This window comes from Hafnia sp. HMSC23F03 (assembly GCF_001816025.1).
GTDB lineage: Bacteria > Pseudomonadota > Gammaproteobacteria > Enterobacterales > Enterobacteriaceae > Hafnia > Hafnia paralvei.
Genome location: NZ_KV824230.1, coordinates 91338 through 109195, shown reverse-complemented (window position 1 = coordinate 109195; position 17858 = coordinate 91338). Strand labels below are relative to the sequence as shown.

Annotated in this window: 16 protein-coding genes; 5 read left to right on the top strand and 11 right to left on the bottom strand. The window is 48.8% G+C overall.

Annotated features, from left to right (window positions below; genetic code table 11):
* Positions 1 to 49: 49 nt before the first annotated feature.
* Positions 50 to 805, bottom strand: coding sequence for a copper homeostasis protein CutC (gene cutC, locus HMPREF3091_RS11665; RefSeq protein WP_070716009.1), 756 nt, complete (start codon positions 803 to 805; stop codon positions 50 to 52).
* Positions 806 to 1077: 272 nt separating this feature from the next.
* Here cutC and HMPREF3091_RS11660 point away from each other — a divergent pair, with 272 nt between their 5' ends.
* On the top strand, positions 1078 to 2220 hold the full coding sequence (locus tag HMPREF3091_RS11660; RefSeq protein ID WP_070716008.1) for a MalY/PatB family protein: 1143 nt from the start codon (positions 1078 to 1080) through the stop codon (positions 2218 to 2220).
* Positions 2221 to 2305: 85 nt separating this feature from the next.
* Here the strand turns inward: HMPREF3091_RS11660 and HMPREF3091_RS11655 are convergent, their stop codons facing one another.
* Positions 2306 to 2866 carry a VOC family protein gene (locus tag HMPREF3091_RS11655; protein ID WP_070716208.1) on the bottom strand — a complete coding sequence of 187 codons (561 nt, stop codon included), beginning with the start codon at positions 2864 to 2866 and terminating at the stop codon, positions 2306 to 2308.
* Positions 2867 to 3100: 234 nt separating this feature from the next.
* Here HMPREF3091_RS11655 and argS point away from each other — a divergent pair, with 234 nt between their 5' ends.
* A complete protein-coding gene (argS, locus tag HMPREF3091_RS11650; protein ID WP_004090298.1) occupies positions 3101 to 4831 on the top strand; it encodes an arginine--tRNA ligase in 1731 nt (576 codons plus the stop codon).
* Positions 4832 to 4917: 86 nt separating this feature from the next.
* Here argS and HMPREF3091_RS11645 read toward each other — a convergent pair whose 3' ends face one another.
* The 5 genes from HMPREF3091_RS11645 to rimJ form a co-directional block, all read right to left on the bottom strand.
* On the bottom strand, positions 4918 to 5676 hold the full coding sequence (locus tag HMPREF3091_RS11645) for a PA3715 family protein (protein WP_070716006.1): 759 nt from the start codon (positions 5674 to 5676) through the stop codon (positions 4918 to 4920).
* A 46-nt stretch (positions 5677 to 5722) separates the two neighbouring features.
* Positions 5723 to 7261 (bottom strand): murein biosynthesis integral membrane protein MurJ, encoded by a 1539-nt coding sequence (gene murJ, locus HMPREF3091_RS11640; RefSeq protein WP_070716004.1) that lies wholly within the window; start codon positions 7259 to 7261, stop codon positions 5723 to 5725.
* Positions 7262 to 7404: 143 nt separating this feature from the next.
* Positions 7405 to 8316, bottom strand: a complete 912-nt coding sequence (locus HMPREF3091_RS11635) for a Gfo/Idh/MocA family protein (RefSeq protein ID WP_004090303.1) — start codon at positions 8314 to 8316, stop codon at positions 7405 to 7407.
* A gap of 10 nt (positions 8317 to 8326) precedes the next feature.
* On the bottom strand, positions 8327 to 8983 hold the full coding sequence (locus tag HMPREF3091_RS11630) for a DUF480 domain-containing protein (RefSeq protein ID WP_070716003.1): 657 nt from the start codon (positions 8981 to 8983) through the stop codon (positions 8327 to 8329).
* Between the two features lie 40 nt (positions 8984 to 9023).
* Positions 9024 to 9608, bottom strand: a complete 585-nt coding sequence (rimJ, locus tag HMPREF3091_RS11625; protein ID WP_070716001.1) for a ribosomal protein S5-alanine N-acetyltransferase — start codon at positions 9606 to 9608, stop codon at positions 9024 to 9026.
* A gap of 293 nt (positions 9609 to 9901) precedes the next feature.
* On the opposite strand from rimJ, the gene mdtH reads away from it, so the two are divergent.
* On the top strand, positions 9902 to 11107 hold the full coding sequence (gene mdtH / locus HMPREF3091_RS11620; protein ID WP_008813284.1) for a multidrug efflux MFS transporter MdtH: 1206 nt from the start codon (positions 9902 to 9904) through the stop codon (positions 11105 to 11107).
* Between the two features lie 380 nt (positions 11108 to 11487).
* A complete protein-coding gene (locus tag HMPREF3091_RS11615; protein WP_070715999.1) occupies positions 11488 to 12051 on the top strand; it encodes a lipoprotein in 564 nt (187 codons plus the stop codon).
* Between the two features lie 91 nt (positions 12052 to 12142).
* On the opposite strand, the gene HMPREF3091_RS11610 is transcribed toward HMPREF3091_RS11615, so the two are convergent.
* From HMPREF3091_RS11610 to HMPREF3091_RS11595, 4 genes are all read right to left on the bottom strand, one after another.
* Positions 12143 to 12721 carry a TorD/DmsD family molecular chaperone gene (locus HMPREF3091_RS11610; RefSeq protein WP_004090314.1) on the bottom strand — a complete coding sequence of 193 codons (579 nt, stop codon included), beginning with the start codon at positions 12719 to 12721 and terminating at the stop codon, positions 12143 to 12145.
* A 79-nt stretch (positions 12722 to 12800) separates the two neighbouring features.
* Positions 12801 to 13538, bottom strand: coding sequence for a phosphatase (locus HMPREF3091_RS11605; RefSeq protein WP_070715997.1), 738 nt, complete (start codon positions 13536 to 13538; stop codon positions 12801 to 12803).
* Positions 13539 to 13690: 152 nt separating this feature from the next.
* The gene (gene ghrA / locus HMPREF3091_RS11600) at positions 13691 to 14632 is read right to left on the bottom strand and encodes a glyoxylate/hydroxypyruvate reductase GhrA (RefSeq protein WP_070715995.1); all 942 of its coding nucleotides are present in this window, start codon (positions 14630 to 14632) and stop codon (positions 13691 to 13693) included.
* Between the two features lie 51 nt (positions 14633 to 14683).
* Positions 14684 to 16159: a peptide MFS transporter gene (locus HMPREF3091_RS11595; protein WP_083321425.1), complete on the bottom strand. Its 1476-nt coding sequence runs from the start codon at positions 16157 to 16159 to the stop codon at positions 14684 to 14686.
* Positions 16160 to 16477: 318 nt separating this feature from the next.
* Between HMPREF3091_RS11595 and HMPREF3091_RS11590 the strand changes: the two genes are divergently transcribed.
* Complete coding sequence (locus HMPREF3091_RS11590) at positions 16478 to 17674, top strand: ABC transporter substrate-binding protein (protein ID WP_070715991.1); 1197 nt, start codon at positions 16478 to 16480, stop codon at positions 17672 to 17674.
* The last annotated feature ends 184 nt before the right edge of the window (positions 17675 to 17858 follow it).

Here is a 17858-nt window from a genome sequence, read left to right as displayed (position 1 = left end):
CACTAAAATTCGTACTACTTCTACTGGAACTGTACGACACACGTCTGCATCATGCAGAACGTGGAAACGGCTCACCTAAGCTTAACGCCGTCTTCATCGCTTCAACCACTTCGCCATCTACACAATAGTGGGTGAATTCGTCAAACTCACTGTCTGAACACATCGTGACGCCAGCTTTACGATAACGCATTTCAGAAGGCACCATATGGCCCGCGGAGCTGTGCACCTCGGTTAATCCAATCTCTTGAAACTTGTGCAGATTGGTCAAGCGCACGCCTGCACCGGCCATAATCACTGGACCTTGCGTTGCATTCAGCAGCTCTTTCAGTAATGGCAGACCAACCTCAGCGCTCTGCTGCTGACCCGATGTCAGAATGCGCGCAATCCCTAAATCGGTCAACTGGCTCAATGCCACCATCGGACTTACACACATATCAAAAGCACGGTGGAAAGTGATGGCCATATTGCCACTCAGCTGCATCAGTTCACGCATTCTTGGCAAATCGATATGCCCTTCCGCATCTAACAAGCCAATAACCGCACCGGGAAAACCCATATCGCGAATCATCGCCATGTCATTTTTCATCACTTCAAAATCAGTATAGCTGTAACAAAAATCTCCGCCGCGAGGACGAATAATAGGATGCACAGGGATAGAAACCTTGTCTCGCACCCATTTCAACGTGCCATAACTTGGCGTTAAACCACCGTCTAGCTGGCTGGCACAGAGTTCTATGCGATCCGCACCGGCACGTTCCGCCGTGAGGGCGCACTCTGCCCCGAAGCAACAAATTTCCAATTTCATACTAAAATACCTCCAAAAAACCGCCAAGACAGACTACGTTACGTGAAAACTTTTCATTCCAACGCATTGATGCTTGAGAAAGAGGAGCCTTCTCGCGTAGGCTGAAAAAAACCGTGATATATCTCACTCTCGGTCATGAACTCTTGATACGCTAAATACTCTTTATGCAGACACGCAAAAACATCACTGGCTGATGATAACCATGATAATTTCGTCACTCGTGTTGCAATTGCCTACTGGGCAGGAACTAAGCCTACTAAAGGATGAATACTATGACATTCAATTTTGATGAATGGGTCGACAGAAGTCACAGTGATAGCCAGAAATGGAACAAATATGCGAACAAAGACATCATTCCGATGTGGGTCGCAGACACCGACTTCCGCTCACCACCCGCTGTGATTGACGCTCTTCAAAAACGCGTTGCAGAAGGCGTGTTTGGCTACGGCGACCCATCACAAGAATTGGTGCAGATATTTATCAAACGCATGCGCGATTTATATCAATGGGATGTGAAGCCTGAGTGGCTGGTATTTTTGCCAGGTATGGTATGTGGTTTGAACTTAAGCGTACGTGCATTTACCGATCCGCAACAGCATACGCTGGCGCCGTTCCCAATTTATCCGCCGTTTGTTAAATCATCCCGCTTTGCACATCGTCAGCAGTTGCACATTCCAGTCAAACTCAATAACCAACGCTGGGTGATGGATTTAGCGAGCGCCGAGCAGCAGCTCACCGGTAACGAAAAACTTCTGATGCTGTGTAACCCGCATAATCCGGGCGGCACAGTATATACACGAGAGGAGCTTGAGGAGCAGCTCGCCTTTGCTCAGCATCACGATCTCTTGATTTGCTCCGACGAAATTCATTGTGACTTGCTGCTAGAACCCGGCGTTAAGCACATCCCAATCGCTTCACTCAATGATGACGCCGCACAGCGCAGCATTACGCTGATGGCACCATCCAAAACCTACAACATTGCAGGCTTAGGTGCGACGATAGCGATTATCCCGAACAAAAATCTGCGCGATCGTTTTATCACCGAACGCACAGGCGTAGTCCCAAGCGTGGATATTCTGGCCTACGTCGCGGCTGAAGCCGCCTATCGCGATGGACAAGAATGGTTGAATGCGCAGCTAGACTATCTGCGCGGCAACCGAGATCTGCTCGTTGCCAGAATTAATGCGATGAAAGGTCTATCTACGGTCAACCTTGCGGCAACCTACCTCGCGTGGGTTGATGCCTCAGAGCTGCCGGTGGACAACCCCCATGCGTTCTTCGAGCAGGCTGGCGTGGGTTTATCACCAGGCGCAGACTTTGGTAATTCTAAATTTGTCCGCATTAACTTTGGCTGTAACCGTGGGCTGTTAACAAAAGCGCTGGATCGTATGGAAAACGCAATTAACGCGCTTTAAGTCTGCTGAAAAAAAGCGCCGTTATCTCTACGATAATGGCGCTTTTTTGGTTTCTTATATCCGTAATCGGCCAAACGTGACGTTATTACTGCTCACTTGCCACGATTTCACGAATGGAATATGGGTGAAACTTAATGGTGATCTCACCGTCGGTGACCGCCAACGTTGGGTTAGGTAAGCGTTCCGCCTCCCCTTTTGGGCTACTGAATTTTAGCTTGATCCCCGGAGCCAACAACGCTGAATCAGATAACAACTCAAGTGCTCGTGGATGTAAGGTTTCAGGATCGCCTGCAATAACCAGCTCGACATGCTCCCAACCTTCGTGTGGATAGCGCTTTTCACCGGGGTACGGCAACTCTACGCAGTCAATCTGCCACGGTCCTACCGATAATGGCTGGTGTAAATCAAACAGACAGATTGGGCGGCCATTAATCATATTTTCAGACAACAACGAGCTGCATGTTTCAAATCCACTGCGCCAGCGCTCGGCCGTAGTATTTTGATGGCAACGCAGAGAAATATGATCGGCACTAAAGGCAGAGAGATCTAATTCCAGCTTATCTGCAAAAATTTGCAGCAGCGCGGTAAAACGAACCAGATCGGCTTCCAGATCATGTAGCGCATCAATGTCTGCTAAAAATGTCATTTCCACTATTTCTCCGCTATCAGCAAGGTTGCGTACTTTACCTGCTCTTTTAGCAGACTTCCATGCCCTATTTATTCCCAGAATCTGCGCAGCTTAAGCGCATGCTTGCTGACTCATGCTGCGAATTGACATATAATTATCGGCTGTTTTGGTGTGAATGCACCTTGATGAACGAACTCACATATAAAACGCCGTCGTCACACACGTCAGGCTTTACAAATTTAAGGTAACCCGGTGAATATTCAGGCACTTCTTTCAGATAAAGTCACCCAGGCTCTGGTGGCTGCAGGCGCTCCTGCTAATAGCGAAGCTCTTGTCCGTCAATCCGCGAAAGCACAATTTGGCGACTATCAGGCCAATGGCGTCATGGGCGCGGCCAAGAAACTGGGTATTGCACCACGACAACTGGCAGAACAGGTATTAACTCACCTTGAATTGGACGGTATCGCAAGCAAAGTTGAAATTGCCGGCCCTGGCTTCATCAATATCTTCCTTGATCCAGCATGGCTGGCAAAACAGGTTGAGATAGCACTGGCCGATGAGCGTCTTGGCGTTGCCGCGGTTAAACCGCAAACTATCGTGGTTGACTACTCTGCACCTAACGTAGCCAAAGAGATGCACGTGGGTCACCTGCGTTCAACCATCATTGGTGATGCCTCCGTTCGTACGCTTGAGTTCCTCGGACACAACGTCATTCGCGCTAACCATGTCGGCGACTGGGGTACCCAATTCGGTATGCTGATCGCTTATCTGGAGAAAATGCAAAACGAACACGCGAATGAAATGGATCTCTCCGATCTGGAAGCCTTCTATCGCGAAGCGAAAAAGCATTACGATGAAGACGCAGAGTTCGCCGAACGTGCGCGTGCCTACGTGGTAAAACTCCAAGGTGGCGATGAGTACTGCCGCGAAATGTGGCGTAAGCTGGTCGACATCACCATGTCGCAAAACCAGAAAAACTACCAACGCCTGAACGTGACCTTAACTAAAGATGACGTGATGGGTGAAAGCCTCTACAACAGCATGCTGCCGGGCATCGTAGCCGACCTAAAAGCTAAAGGTCTGGCCGTTGAGAGCGAAGGCGCAACCGTCGTATTCCTCGATGAATACAAAAATAAAGAAGGTGAGCCTATGGGCGTCATCATCCAGAAAAAGGATGGCGGCTACCTATACACCACCACCGATATTGCCTGTGCCAAATATCGTTATGAAACTCTCGGTGCCGATCGTGTGCTGTATTACATCGACTCTCGTCAACATCAGCACCTGATGCAGGCGTGGACTATCGTGCGCAAAGCGGGCTATGTGCCTGACTCCGTCAGCCTCGAACACCACATGTTCGGCATGATGCTGGGCAAAGACGGCAAGCCGTTTAAAACCCGCTCTGGTGGCACCATCAAACTGTCTGACCTGTTGGATGAAGCCGTTGAACGCGCAGGCAAACTGATTGCAGAGAAGAATCCAGATCTGAGCAGCGATGAACTGGCGAAGCTGGTCGAAGTGGTTGGTATTGGCGCGGTGAAATATGCGGATCTGTCAAAAAGTCGTACCACCGACTATATCTTCGACTGGGACAACATGCTCGCGTTTGAAGGAAATACGGCGCCTTACATGCAATACGCCTATACCCGTGTGTCTTCAATCTTCAAACGTGCTGGTATCGACGAACAGTCTCTGAGCGGTAACATCGTCCTCACTGAAGACCGTGAAAAAGCGTTGGCTGCACGTTTGATTCAGTTTGAAGAAACCATCACGCAAGTTGCCCGTGAAGGTACACCGCACGTGATGTGTACTTATCTGTATGACTTAGCCGGTCTGTTCTCCAGCTTCTATGAAGCCTGCCCTATTCTTACCGCAGAAAGTGAAGAACAGCGTAACAGCCGTTTACAGCTGGCTGCGTTGACGGCAAGAACGCTGAAGACCGGTTTGGATACTCTGGGGATTGAAACCGTAGAGCGCATGTAACTCATCGCTGCGTTATTTAACGCAGGTTGCCCCACAAAAAACGGCTCATAAGAGCCGTTTTTCAATGGTGAATATCCCCTATTTACTCAGAACTGGCTTTCATCAAAAAGTCGTAGTTTCTTGTCGACTGAATAATTAATACCATTGAAGTGTAAGGTATAGTCAGCTTTCGTCTTACTCGACACCGTATCCTCACATTCATTGTTTCTCTTGACTGACTCTGTATGGGTCGAGACTTCATGTACGCCAAGATCGGCAAAGCCGGAAGTTGAGGTTTTTAAAATAGAGAGGGTTCGAGTTGTTTTATCAGAATACCCCGCGCAATCACCATCCCACTCAGCACCAAAGTCCTCAACCGTTAATTGATTCACCATCAACGGTAGCGCCCTATCTTTCAGTACATATAAATTGAGATTGCTATAATCAATAGGATTAACTCTGGAAGACCCATGGCTGTTAAACCTCACACCAAATGCCCTCAATTCCGGCGTGAGCTGATAACGAGCGGTATCAATCGTGACATGGCTTAACGCAATTGCATCGTTAGTAATGGCATGTGGATGGTAGTTGCGCGCCAATATCTTTCCCGATTGTGTATCAGTGACCACAACATCTACGTCATAGTCATAAATGTCGCGATCTCTTTCTCCAGGCTGATTGACGAGCATCACCATAATAGTTTTATCCGGCGAGTATGGCCAAACTTTGCATACATTCAGATTATCATCATCCACCGCCCGCTCGCCGTAAAGCTGGTGAGACAAAGATTTAAGTTGCTCTTGGCAATCAGCCATTGCGATAGGCGCTATAACCATAGCACCGGCAAAAATCAAAAATCGTTTCAATCTGTCATCCTTAACGAGTTCTGGCCTAATGAGCTTACAGCTACGATTACACCACAACGTTTCTTGTAAAATCTCGCACACGAAAACCGAGCAGCGCTAACGCCGCAAAATAGGAACCCGCCCCTACCACCACAACCAGCAATAACCGCAGAATACGCATCAGCATATTGCCAGTATCCCATGCTGGCATGAACCACATCATTCCAATGAGCACCGCCGCCATGACAACTACCGCAATCACGAGCTTAGTTAAGAATATCCCCCAGCCAGACTGTGGTATATACATCTTTTGCTTACGCAGTTGCCAGTAGAGCAAGCCCGCGTTAAGACATGCCGCCAGCCCGATAGAGAGTGACAGACCAGCATGTTTAAATGGCCCGATAAAAGCTAAGTTCATTAACTGGGTCATAATCAACGAGACTATCGCAATTTTGACCGGCGTTCTGATGTTCTGATGTGAGTAAAAGCCCGGAGCTAAAACCTTCACCAAAATAATCCCCATCAAACCGACGGAATAGGCGATCAAAGCCCGCTGAGTCATCTCAGTATCAAAGGCCGTAAACTGGCCATACTGGAACAGGGAAGCGATCAAGGGTTTGGATAAAATCCCCAAAGCAACCGTACTTGGCAATGCCAGAACAAAGCACAGTCGTAGCCCCCAATCCATCAAACGAGAATAATCGTCTAGACGACCGCTAGACACGCTTTTTGCCAGCGAAGGCAGCAAAATAGTGCCTAGAGCAACACCGAGAACCCCCGATGGGAACTCCATCATACGATCCGCGTAGTACATCCATGAAACTGAGCCAGACACCAAAAATGAAGCAAAAATGGTGTTAATGATTAAGGATATTTGGCTGACAGAGACACCAATAATCGCAGGGCCCATCAGTCTCATCACTCGCCAAACGCCAGCATCGCGAAGATTGATTCGCGGTAATACCAACATGCCAATTTTTTTCAAATGTGGCAGTTGGTAAGCCAATTGCAGCACACCCCCCACCGTTACCGCCCAGGCCAAAGCCATAATAGGCGGGTTAAAATAAGGTGCGGCAAACAGCGAGAAACCAATCATGCTGAGATTTAAAAACGTTGGTGCGAAAGCAGGTACAGAGAATCTGTTCCAGGTGTTAAGCACAGCCCCTGCTAAAGAGGCTAAGGAAATAAGCAAAATATAAGGGAAAGTAATACGCAGCAACGAAGCTGTGAGCTCAAACTTGTTAGGGTCGCGGAGAAACCCAGGAGACGTTGCCCAAATCACCCACGGCGCTGCAAGCATCCCAAGGACAGTGACTAAGGCTAACACCAGCGTCAGCATTCCACTGACGTAAGCGACAAAAGTACGCGTAGCCTCTTCGCCCTGTTGGCTTTTGTACTCTGCCAAAATGGGGACGAAAGCCTGAGAGAATGCGCCTTCTGCGAAAATACGCCTCAATAGATTAGGCAGTTTAAAGGCGACAAAAAAGGCATCCGTTGCCACGCCTGCACCGAAAATTCGCGCCACAAGCGCATCCCGCGCAAATCCCAGCACACGCGAGAACATGGTCATCGAGCTGACCGCCGCCAGTGATTTTAATAAATTCATGAGTTAGTTTTTTCAACGGTTGCAACCCCTGCTGGTTCACAGCAAGGGCAATTAAGGAGCACTAGTCTACTTATCTGTGGCGGAAGATCTAGCCGGAGATGTTACAAACCAATAGAACACTGGCTAAAAATCAACGATTAGCCCTATTGGGAAAGCAAACTTTCTACGATTCGTTGAGCGGCAATAGCCTGTTCGCCAGACGTTAACGGTGCTGTCTGGTTTTCAACACAATCGATAAAGTGATTCACCGCCCCGACAAAACCGCGCTGTTCCAACGTAGACTGCCAGCTAGGAATGGGTGATTCGCTGAGCACGGTATCACGCTCAATACTGAGGCTACGTAAATCCTGCGCATCATAAATAGCGCCAGAGGTGACCACCTGCATCGCCTCACGCTGCGAGCCCGCGGCACGATGCATTGACGTCGTGACCTGAATCTGACCCGCGCTAAAGTGGTGCTCGGCATAAATCATCTGTCCGACATCATTGGTATGCAGAATCCCCGATTTCAGCTTCAGATCTTTGCCGCTCATCCAGAGCGCGGTATCAATCACGTGAAGATAGTCATCCAACAGGGTAAAACGCACATCTTTGGGGCCGATATTTTGATGGCGGTGTTTATCCATGCGGATCGATGCAACGTTATGCGCCTGCTGTTTAATTTGCATATAGCGCGGCGCAAAACGGCGGTTGAAACCCACCATCAAACGACAGTTTTGCTGTTCGGCCAGTGCGATCAGCTGTTCTGATTGCGCGATCGTCTCCGCCAATGGCTTATCGACGTAAACATGTTTGCCGCGCTGTAAAAGATCGCGAACCACCTCGAAATGCGTATTCGTGCTGCTATGCACAAACAGCGCATCACACTGCTGAGCCAGCTCATCCAAGCGAGCAAAAGCCTGCATGCGATAGCTGTCACACACGGCTTGTGCTTTGCTTAGCGTCGGAGAGAAACCGCCCACTAACTCCCAGCGTTCGGCCTGACTGAAAATAGGTAAATAAGCCTTTTGAGCTATACCACCTAGCCCCACAACGCCAATCCGTAATTTGGTCATAGAAGATCTCTTAATCTGCAAGGTGAGCTAATAGGCTATCTACGCGCGCTTTGAGCTCTGCCACTTCGGCTTCTAACGTGGCAACGCGTTCAGCCAACGTACCATCGCTTGGAGTGGTCAATAAGCTGTCTGCCGCCGTGGTGGCTACATTTTCCACTTCGCCGCTGAACAGATGCGCATAGCGGCTTTCTCTCTTGCCCGCTTCGCGTTCCAACCGAACGACAAATGGCCCATCCTCACGCGCCGCCAGCTCATTCAGCACCTGCTCTACCTGAGTCACATCGCTAAACTCATACAGGCGATTGGTACGCGTACGGAGTTCCCCCGGCGTCTGCGGTCCACGCAGCAGCAAACAGCACACCACGGCCACTTCAGCCTCAGAGAATTTCAGATTACCAAACTCAGAGTTACAAAACCGATGCTCATATTTCATCACTCGGCTGCCGGAAATACTTAACGAGCGCACTTGATGCTTTTTCATCAGCATATCTAACGTCGACTGAACGTCAGACTCACTCAGCTCTAGCACGGGTTCTCGGTTGGTTTTCTGATTGCACGCCGTGGTCAAGCCATTGAGTGAAAGTGGATATTGATCGGGCGTTGTGACTTGTTTTTCCAGAAAACAGCCAATAACGCGAGCTTCGAGCGGAGATAATGGATTCTTCATGGGTTTACTATCCTTTTGTACATCAATTGTACGAGACTCACTAACGCGGAGCTGTCCATTCCTGATTAATCAGCGCAGTTAATACGTGATCCTGCCACTTGCCGTTAATCAACAGATAATCTTTGGCGTAACCTTCTTTTTCAAACCCCATACGTTTAAGCAAGGCACCACTACGCTGATTATGTGGCATATAGTTCGCCATAATACGGTGCATGCGCTGCTGGCGGAACATATAACGAATCGCCGCCTGCGCGCCTTCATACATCAGTCCCTGCCCTTGCCATTTCTCGCCCAAGGAATAGCCGAGATAGCAGGCATGAAAAGAGCCGCGCAGCACATTGCTAAAGTTAGCCACTCCACGAACCTCATTTTCATCCTGATCGAGCAGCAAAAAATAGTAGGCACTGCCTTGCTTTTGTAATTCATTAATCAGCCCAAGTCGGGCCTGCCATCCAGAAGGATAACAATGGCTTTCATCTCTCACCGGCTCCCACGGTTTCAGGAACTCACGATTCTCTGCGTAATAGTCTGCCAAGCGATATGCATCGCGGTCATGAACCAAACGCACCACCATTCTATCGGTGATTAAACGGACTTTTGGACCGCTATTGTGATAGCCAAACATCTATCCTCCAGCATCACGCAAAAAATATTAATTACACATCACTATAACCGCTCTTTCTATAGTGGGTAAAACCTCCGCTGTTGCTAAATTGCTCACTTAGATAGGAATAATCGCTTTTTCTTACGTTTTTGTCGTCCAGTTAACGGTTAAAACCCCATGCCTCATAATCAAAAGCATTATTCCGCGTAGTATTTACGGAAAAATATTATTAATCAGCACTATACCCACGCTAAAAATGGGTAGAAAATGAACGGGTAAATCCCTCCTTTTCTTTTTTTCGCTGATGGTGAAACATGTCGCTGGTATCGCAAGCTAGGAGCTTGGGTAAGTACTTCTTATTACTAGATAATCTGCTGGTTGTCCTTGGTTTTTTTGTCGTATTCCCCCTTATTTCAATTCGTTTTGTTGACCAACTCGGCTGGGCTGCCGTGGTCGTAGGGGCGGCTTTGGGATTACGCCAGCTTATCCAGCAAGGGTTAGGGATTTTCGGTGGTGCCATCGCCGACCGATTTGGCGCCAAACCGATGATTGTGATTGGTATGCTGCTGCGTGCCGCAGGTTTTGCATCGATGGCCGTTGCCAGCGAGCCGTGGATATTATGGCTATCCTGCGCCCTTTCTGCGCTCGGCGGTACGCTATTTGATCCTCCTCGTACCGCGTTGGTGATTAAACTCACTCGCCCGCACGAGCGTAGCCGTTTCTATTCTTTGCTGATGATGCAGGATAGCGCCGGAGCGGTCGTAGGTGCATTGATCGGTAGCTGGCTGCTGCAATATGATTTTCATTACGTTTGCTGGGTCGGCGCGGCCATTTTTGTACTGGCTGCCCTCTGTAACGCATGGCTATTGCCCGCCTATCGCATCTCTACCGTACGTGCGCCAATCAAAGAAGGCATGATGCGCGTCATTCGCGATCGTCGTTTTCTACTCTATGTTTTGACGCTAACGGGTTATTACATGCTGGCAGTACAGGTGATGTTGATGCTGCCAATTATGGTTAACGAAATCGCAGGTACGCCAACCGCAGTGAAATGGATGTATGCCATAGAAGCGACGCTATCACTGACGCTGCTCTATCCCATTGCTCGCTGGAGCGAAAAACATTTTCGTCTTGAGACTCGGTTGATGTTTGGCCTGCTCATCATGACGATCAGCATGTTTCCCGTTGGTCTCGCCACTGAAATTCGCACGCTGTTCATTTTGATTTGCTGCTTCTACTTCGGTTCTATCATTGCAGAACCTGCCCGTGAAACCCTCAGCGCATCGCTGGCCGATCCGCGCGCACGTGGGAGTTACATGGGCTTTAGTCGCTTAGGTCTAGCGCTCGGTGGCGCTATTGGGTATACCGGCGGCGGTTGGATGTATGATACAGGCCAAGCACTGGGTACGCCGGAGTTGCCGTGGTTCTTACTCGGCGTGGTCGGCTTAATGACGCTGGCATTACTTTACTGGCAATTCAATCAGCGCCGCATTGCTCCCGCTGTATTAGGTGGCGGTTAATCCCTTCCATTTAGCCATTAACCGCGTTCTGAATTTTAGTCATTATCCGATTCAGAACGCGGTTTAATCCGTCTAAATTGCGCTAATCGCTTCACGCATCCATACATTGATTTTAGCCTTAGCAAGTGGAGTATTTCCCCTGTTCGCAGCAGCGTTAACAGGATGAAACAGAACGTCTCTTTTGATACGAGGTTAATCTATGTCACAATCATCGCCATAGATTTTATACCCGTCATACTTCAAGCTGCATGTGCTTTGGCTGGTCAAATTCGCTTCTGGCAAATTTGCCATCCACTTGCCGCTTCAATGCAACTCGAATTATTTAGAGTATAGCTTTTTTAATTAGCACGCTTATTTTTGGTATTCAGAGGTCAGATAGTATGAAAAAGGTTATTTATCTCGCAGGGATCGTTGCTGCCGGGCTGGTATTGTCGGCCTGTAATAAGCTGACCCAATACACAATTACCGAGCAGGATATGAATCAGTACCTGCAAAAGTATAATAATTTCCAGAAACAAATTGGAATTTCAGGCTTGGTGAATGCGGATATCACCGTCGATCAACTGAGTAGTCAAATTGGCCGTACCGACCCCAATAAAATTACGTTAACCGGCCATGCAAAAGTCAATATCAGCTCGATTCTCGGCCCACAAACCAGTGATATGCAGATCACGCTTCAAGCGCAGCCCGTATACAACGCCGAGCAAGGTGCGATTTTCCTACGCGATATGGAATTAACTGATTACACGGTTAAACCTGAAAAAATGTCTGGCGTAATGAAGGCCGTCGTGCCCTATTTAAATCAGTCACTGAAAACATATTTCAACGAAAAAGCTGTGTATACGCTAGATCCTAATAAGAGCGAAAAAGAAGCTTTAGCGAAAAAATTAGCCAAAGGCATCGAAATTAAACCTGGTGAAATCATTATTCCTTTTACAGACTAATTATTCGTTAGTCCTTATCTGACGTGACAAAAAAGCCTGTTCTCATCGTGAGCACAGGCTTTTATTTATTCAGTCACCCACAGGGGCTCGACTATTCTGCGTCGTTTTCTTCTGCAGAATCGACACTTTCAGACAGTTCATCCCACATCGCTTGCACGGCTTCGCGAGTCAGTTCAGCCAGCGTACGATAAAACGCCGTGGTTGAATGCGCTTCAACCTTGCCTAAAAATTTACCGCACCACGGCAAGAGATACTCATCAAACAGCGCGATTTGCGCCTGTACTTCATCTTCTGCGGACTGATCTTCCAGCCATGAGGCTGCCAGCAATAGTTGACCAAATGAATCTGATGCCTGCTCGCCCAGCGGCATTCCACGCTGAGTCAAAAAGTCACGAACCTCTTGTTCGCTGGCATTTTCCTGATAGTCACTGCGGTGAAGATCGACGGAAGCATCGTCACCAACAAACATGGCCGCATAGTCTGCACTCAGAGCAGCACGATCTTTCGCTGCTGCTTGCAAGCGAGCCAACAAAGCATCTTGCTCGATAGGCCAAAACTGTTGCAGCTTCCCCTGTGCCATCAGGTCAAAGACTGGGGTCAATAATGCATCTTGTGGCTGGCGGGAAAATAAACTGCCCAGCAAGCGACAAATAATAGAAAAATCGTTCATCTAACATCCTGAAAAATAGGGCCTGATAAGCACAGCCTAGATAGGTGACACCGTCACTTAACACGGTTCAACCATAAATTTACCAATCGGCAAGTTCGGGAATAGCACGCTTACCCCGCGCGACCAAAAAGTCGAGTAAACGCCGCGGCGACGCATTCAACACGCGATCCTGCGGGAAGTTTACCTCATTCATGATGCGGATACAGTGATCAAAATTTCCCAGAGAGAATGCAACGTGAGAATCAGAGCCTAAGGACAGATAGCCACCAGCGTCACGAACCGCCTCTGCAATCGCACGGCAGTTATCTTCGCTGCCGATACGAGAATGAGTAAATGAAGAGTTATTCAGCTCAAGTGCTACATTGTGTTGCGCGGCAGCGTCAGCAACGGCGCGGATATCAATGGGAAATTTGGGATTGCCGGGATGGCTGATAATATCCGCATCGCCATTTTCTATGGTGGCAATCATCGCCTGTGTATGGCTATCGCGGTCGCGCGGCGGAAAAACGGGCTCATGGAATCCGGCAATAATCAGATCCATCTCTTCGAGCATTCGGCCTGTGCAGTCAATGTCGCCCTGAGTGTTTTTAATGTTGGATTCAATGCCACGCAAAATAGCAATGTCGTCCACCACGCGTGGCCAGACACGCATATTCATAAAATGCCAATAATGCGGCGCATCAGCCATATCAGGACCGTGGTCAGTGATGGCAAACAGCTTGATTCCGCATTTCTTTGCTTGAGCAATATAGTCGTGGAGGGTGCTATAGGCGTGGGTGCTTGCCACGGTGTGCATATGTAAATCTACGGGATACATGGCTTCTCCTGTCTATAGCCTGTCAGTTTTAGTACCGACAGGCAAGTCCCTATAAGGTTAGCAAATAGGCATGATTCACACAGTAATGAATCGTGCTTTTGCATTTCCCAAACCAATAGATATTGCGCTCAAATCGCAACGTCATGGGAAAATTAATAACCTAAATCCATGTTAACCACACCTTCTGGTGTCTTCCCCGCTTCAATCGCTCTGATATTTTGAGCCACATAATCCATCGCGACTTCAGGCAAAGTAATCGCGGCAATATGCGGAGTGATGGTCACTCTCGGGTGTTTCCAGAAAGGATGCTCCGGCGCAAGCGGTTCTTTGGCAAAAACGTCGAGCGTCGCCGCGGCAACATGCCCTGACTCGAGTGCCGCTAACAGATCGTCTTCTTTCATATGTGCACCGCGCGCTAGGTTAATGATATACGCGCCAGCATTCAGTTGAGCAAACAAAGACCGATCGAGAATCCCCACGGTTTCAGGCGTATTCGGCAGCAGATTTATCAGCAACTGAGTGCCCTGTAGGAAGGACGCAAACTGCCCTTTGCCATAGAAACTTTTCACACCTGAATAATGTTTCTCTGTCCGGCTCCAGCAGCGAACCTGAAGGCCAAAAGACGCCAAACGTTCAGCGACTTTACCGCCGAGAACACCGGCTCCCAAAACGCCCACCACAAACTGAGAAGCATCATGCGGTGCCAAATATTTCCATACACCCTCGCGCTGTTGCTGCTCATACTCATCGAAGCGGCGGAAATAACGCAGTGCAACGGCGGTGGCGTATTCTTCCATCTGCAGTGCCATGCCGGTATCTTCCAAACGCACCAGAGGTACACCTTGCGGTAACGTCCCTGGGTGCGCTCGTTCCTGAGCTAGGATCGCATCAACTCCGGCCCCTAGCGCAAATACACCGCGCAAATCCTGACGGCTAGCTAACATTTCAAACGGTGGCTGCCATACCAAAGCATAATCTGCGGGCTTATCATCGCCGGGCTGCCACTGACGGATATTTGCTTCAGGTAAACGCTTACGCATACCATCCAGCCAAAGTTGCGCATTAAAAAACGGATGGTAGTAAATGATGTTCACTTCGAGCCTCCTGTTTTTATATTCTCATGTTGTATTTGCTTTATCGATGGTCTAAATCGCCTGACGCTGCTGGTTGATTAAGCGACGCAACAGCGGAATGAGCAACATAAGCACCACTCCCGTCGCGACAGAACCCCAGCCTAGCGCATTAAATACGCTGCTGTAGCCCGGATTCGTTTCTAGAGGTGTGCTGCCACTGTTTTGCGGCATCAAGCTAGAAACATATCCTGCCAGCACCGAAGCAACCCCGGTAACCATCATCCAGCACCCCATCATTAATCCCTGATGGCGCGCGGGTGCCAACTTCCCAATCATGGCGTAACCGATTGGCGAAATCATCAACTCGCCAAAGCTTTGCAAAACATAACTCAGCGCAATCCATTTGAATGCAACGAGTCCATCGCCACCGGCTAATTGAATACCCAGAGGCAGTACCAGCATACCTAACCCCATGCAACACAGTGAGGCACAAAATTGCAAAGGGATATCGATATTGAAACCGCGTTCGCGCAGACGTTTGAACAGCAACGCCATCAGCGGGCCGCCGACAACGATCACTACGGTATTAATATTTTGGATCCACTGTGGTGCCACGCGCAAACCATAGACATTCAGGTCGATGTTGTGCTCGGAGAACAGCATCAGCCCCATTGGCGCAAGTTGGTACAGTGACCAGAACACCAGTGAGCCAGCGGCGAGGATCAGATAGGCCACCATCCGACGGCGCTCATCAACTTCCCGCTGACGCAGAGTCATAATGCACAGCATAATAAAAATCAGAATACCCAGCACGACCACAAAGTAACTACTGAAGTCAGCATGCGTGAGTAAGACGCGAATAATCGGCACAAGAGCAACCAAAACGGCGAGTCCCACCAGCATTCGCAAGTAGAAAGCGCGTTTCGAAGCCTGTTTCAACGGTGTATTAATATCGGCCAGAATCTGCCAACGTGACAGCGTCACAAGAATAGCCACCGCGTTACCGATAGTGGCAAATAGAAATAATGCACGATAGTTTTCGCTAAGTTGGAAGTACCCCGCGACGGCAAATCCGGCAAAAAAACCGAGATTCATACCGGCATAGTTCCACAGGAATGCGCCCTCACGGCGATCGTCATCCGGTGCAAAACGCTGAGTCAGCATCATATTCAGGCAGGTTACGTTCAAGCCGCTGCCGGTCAGGAACATCGCCAAGCCCCAATACAGGCCAGAGACGCCCATTTCGGCGATCATATAGCAGCCGATAACCTGTAAAACCATGCCAAGAACAAACAGGTTACGGTTACTCAGGCAGCGTCCACCGAGATAGCCACCGAACAGATGTAAACCATAATTGAATGCGCCAAACACGCCCATCATGGCGTTAGCATCGCTCTCGCTGAATCCTAAACGCTTGGTGGCATACAGCACCAACGTGGAATAAAGCACCGCAAAACCGAGGGTAGAAAAAGTTTGGATAAAGAACAGAGCACCGGAGCCTACCGGAATGGCGCTACGATGCGAAGATGATGGTGTCGTCGAGCTCACCGTTTTCCCCTTACAATTTAATGTTGTACACACTCTTCCTGAGAGATGCCAAGAATCAGACTCAGCGGGCTTGTTGGTTATTATTCCATTATATTTTGTTCAAGCTTCATCCTCATTTAGCGGGATAAACCGCCAAAACACCAGTGTTAATGTTGTTATTCCGTCTATTTAGTCATTATTTATCCAATTTATCAGCGTAACTATTCACTTCTATTGGTTTTAAAAACTTCAAGCGCCATCCGCTATAGAGATCGAGATTGCTGTTTTTATATATAAAGCCCATTACAATTCAGTTTTTGTCATCAATAAAGGCTGTTTATGCGTCTGCGAATTATCGTCCCTACTCTTCTGGCTGGCTTATGCCTGTTAGCGCCTATGGCGAACGCCGAACTCTCTACAATCGAATCACCCACGCCCTCCGCAGACTGGCAACACACTGAACAACAAGCAAAAGGCCAGACAGTGTATTTCAACGCATGGGGCGGGAGTACGCAGGTTAATAACTATCTGGATTGGGCAACCAAGGAACTACAGGCACGGTACGGAATTACGCTTAAACAGGTTAAGGTGGCTGATATTGCTGAAACGGTCAATCGCATTCAGGCTGAGAAAACCGCCGGAAATACACAGAACGGCAGTGCCGATTTGTTATGGGTAAACGGTGAAAACTTTAATGTCCTGAAGCAAAATGGCTTGCTCTACGGGCCTTTCGCACCATCGCTACCCAACTGGCGATGGGTGGATAAAAAACTGCCTGTCAAACAGGACTTCACCGTACCAACCGACGGTTTTGAAGCACCTTGGGGCGTGGGGCAGTTAGTCTTTATTCATGATATGCACACCATGCCGAACCCTCCGGCCGATCTGTCCGCATTACTTAATTATGCAAAAGTCCATCCAGGCCGACTCACCTATCCGCGCCCACCACAGTTTCACGGTTCCAGTTTCTTAAAAACAGCGCTGATAGGTCTAACCTCTGGTGTCGCCTTAGATAAACCGGTTGATCCCGCCACGTTTCAACGCGATACCGCACCGTTATGGGCCTATCTGGATGCCTTGCATCCTTACCTCTGGCGTCAAGGGAAAGTCTTCCCCAACAGCGATGCCCAGATGATTCAGATGCTGAACGACAATGAGTTGGATATGGCGATTACCTTCAACCCAGGTATAGCGCCAGCCGCCATCGCCGCTGGCAGCTTGCCACCGGATGCGAAAACCTACGCATTGAATCAGGGTGCATTGACCAACGTACATTTTCTGGCTATCCCGTTCAACGCACGCGCCAAGCCTGCTGCCCAAGTTGTCATTAATTTCCTGATGTCACCGGAGGCTCAGGCTCGTAAAGCTGACGGTGCACACTGGGGCGACCCGAGTATTTTGGACGTTGCCCATTTACCCGCTGGACAAAAAGCGCTGTTTAAAGACAGAAAACCCCTGTTTAATGCCATCGCTGAACCTCACCCATCTTGGCAGGTCGCTTTAGACGCCGAATGGCAAAAACGCTACGGTCACTAATAGCTGTTGCAAAAGGCATCCGTTATCGTTGAGGAAAACAGCAATCTGTTGATTGTTTGGCTAAACAGTTGGTTTTGATAAAAATAAAGTTGACGCACCACGCTGTTTTCCCTACATTAGCGCCCATCGCAACGGCGACGTTAGCGATAAAAACGGTGAGGTGTCTGAGTGGCTGAAGGAGCAC

Excerpts from the sequence above, each read along its gene's own strand:
- cutC (WP_070716009.1), bottom strand. The coding sequence starts at position 805 with ATGAAATTGGAAATTTGTTGCTTCGGGGCAGAGTGCGCCCTCACGGCG.
- HMPREF3091_RS11660 (WP_070716008.1), top strand. The coding sequence starts at position 1,078 with ATGACATTCAATTTTGATGAATGGGTCGACAGAAGTCACAGTGATAGC.
- HMPREF3091_RS11655 (WP_070716208.1), bottom strand. The coding sequence starts at position 2,866 with ATGACATTTTTAGCAGACATTGATGCGCTACATGATCTGGAAGCCGAT.
- murJ (WP_070716004.1), bottom strand. The coding sequence starts at position 7,261 with ATGAATTTATTAAAATCACTGGCGGCGGTCAGCTCGATGACCATGTTC.
- HMPREF3091_RS11635 (WP_004090303.1), bottom strand. The coding sequence starts at position 8,316 with ATGACCAAATTACGGATTGGCGTTGTGGGGCTAGGTGGTATAGCTCAA.
- HMPREF3091_RS11630 (WP_070716003.1), bottom strand. The coding sequence starts at position 8,983 with ATGAAGAATCCATTATCTCCGCTCGAAGCTCGCGTTATTGGCTGTTTT.
- rimJ (WP_070716001.1), bottom strand. The coding sequence starts at position 9,608 with ATGTTTGGCTATCACAATAGCGGTCCAAAAGTCCGTTTAATCACCGAT.
- mdtH (WP_008813284.1), top strand. The coding sequence starts at position 9,902 with ATGTCGCTGGTATCGCAAGCTAGGAGCTTGGGTAAGTACTTCTTATTA.
- HMPREF3091_RS11615 (WP_070715999.1), top strand. The coding sequence starts at position 11,488 with ATGAAAAAGGTTATTTATCTCGCAGGGATCGTTGCTGCCGGGCTGGTA.
- HMPREF3091_RS11610 (WP_004090314.1), bottom strand. The coding sequence starts at position 12,721 with ATGAACGATTTTTCTATTATTTGTCGCTTGCTGGGCAGTTTATTTTCC.
- HMPREF3091_RS11605 (WP_070715997.1), bottom strand. The coding sequence starts at position 13,538 with ATGTATCCCGTAGATTTACATATGCACACCGTGGCAAGCACCCACGCC.
- HMPREF3091_RS11590 (WP_070715991.1), top strand. The coding sequence starts at position 16,478 with ATGCGTCTGCGAATTATCGTCCCTACTCTTCTGGCTGGCTTATGCCTG.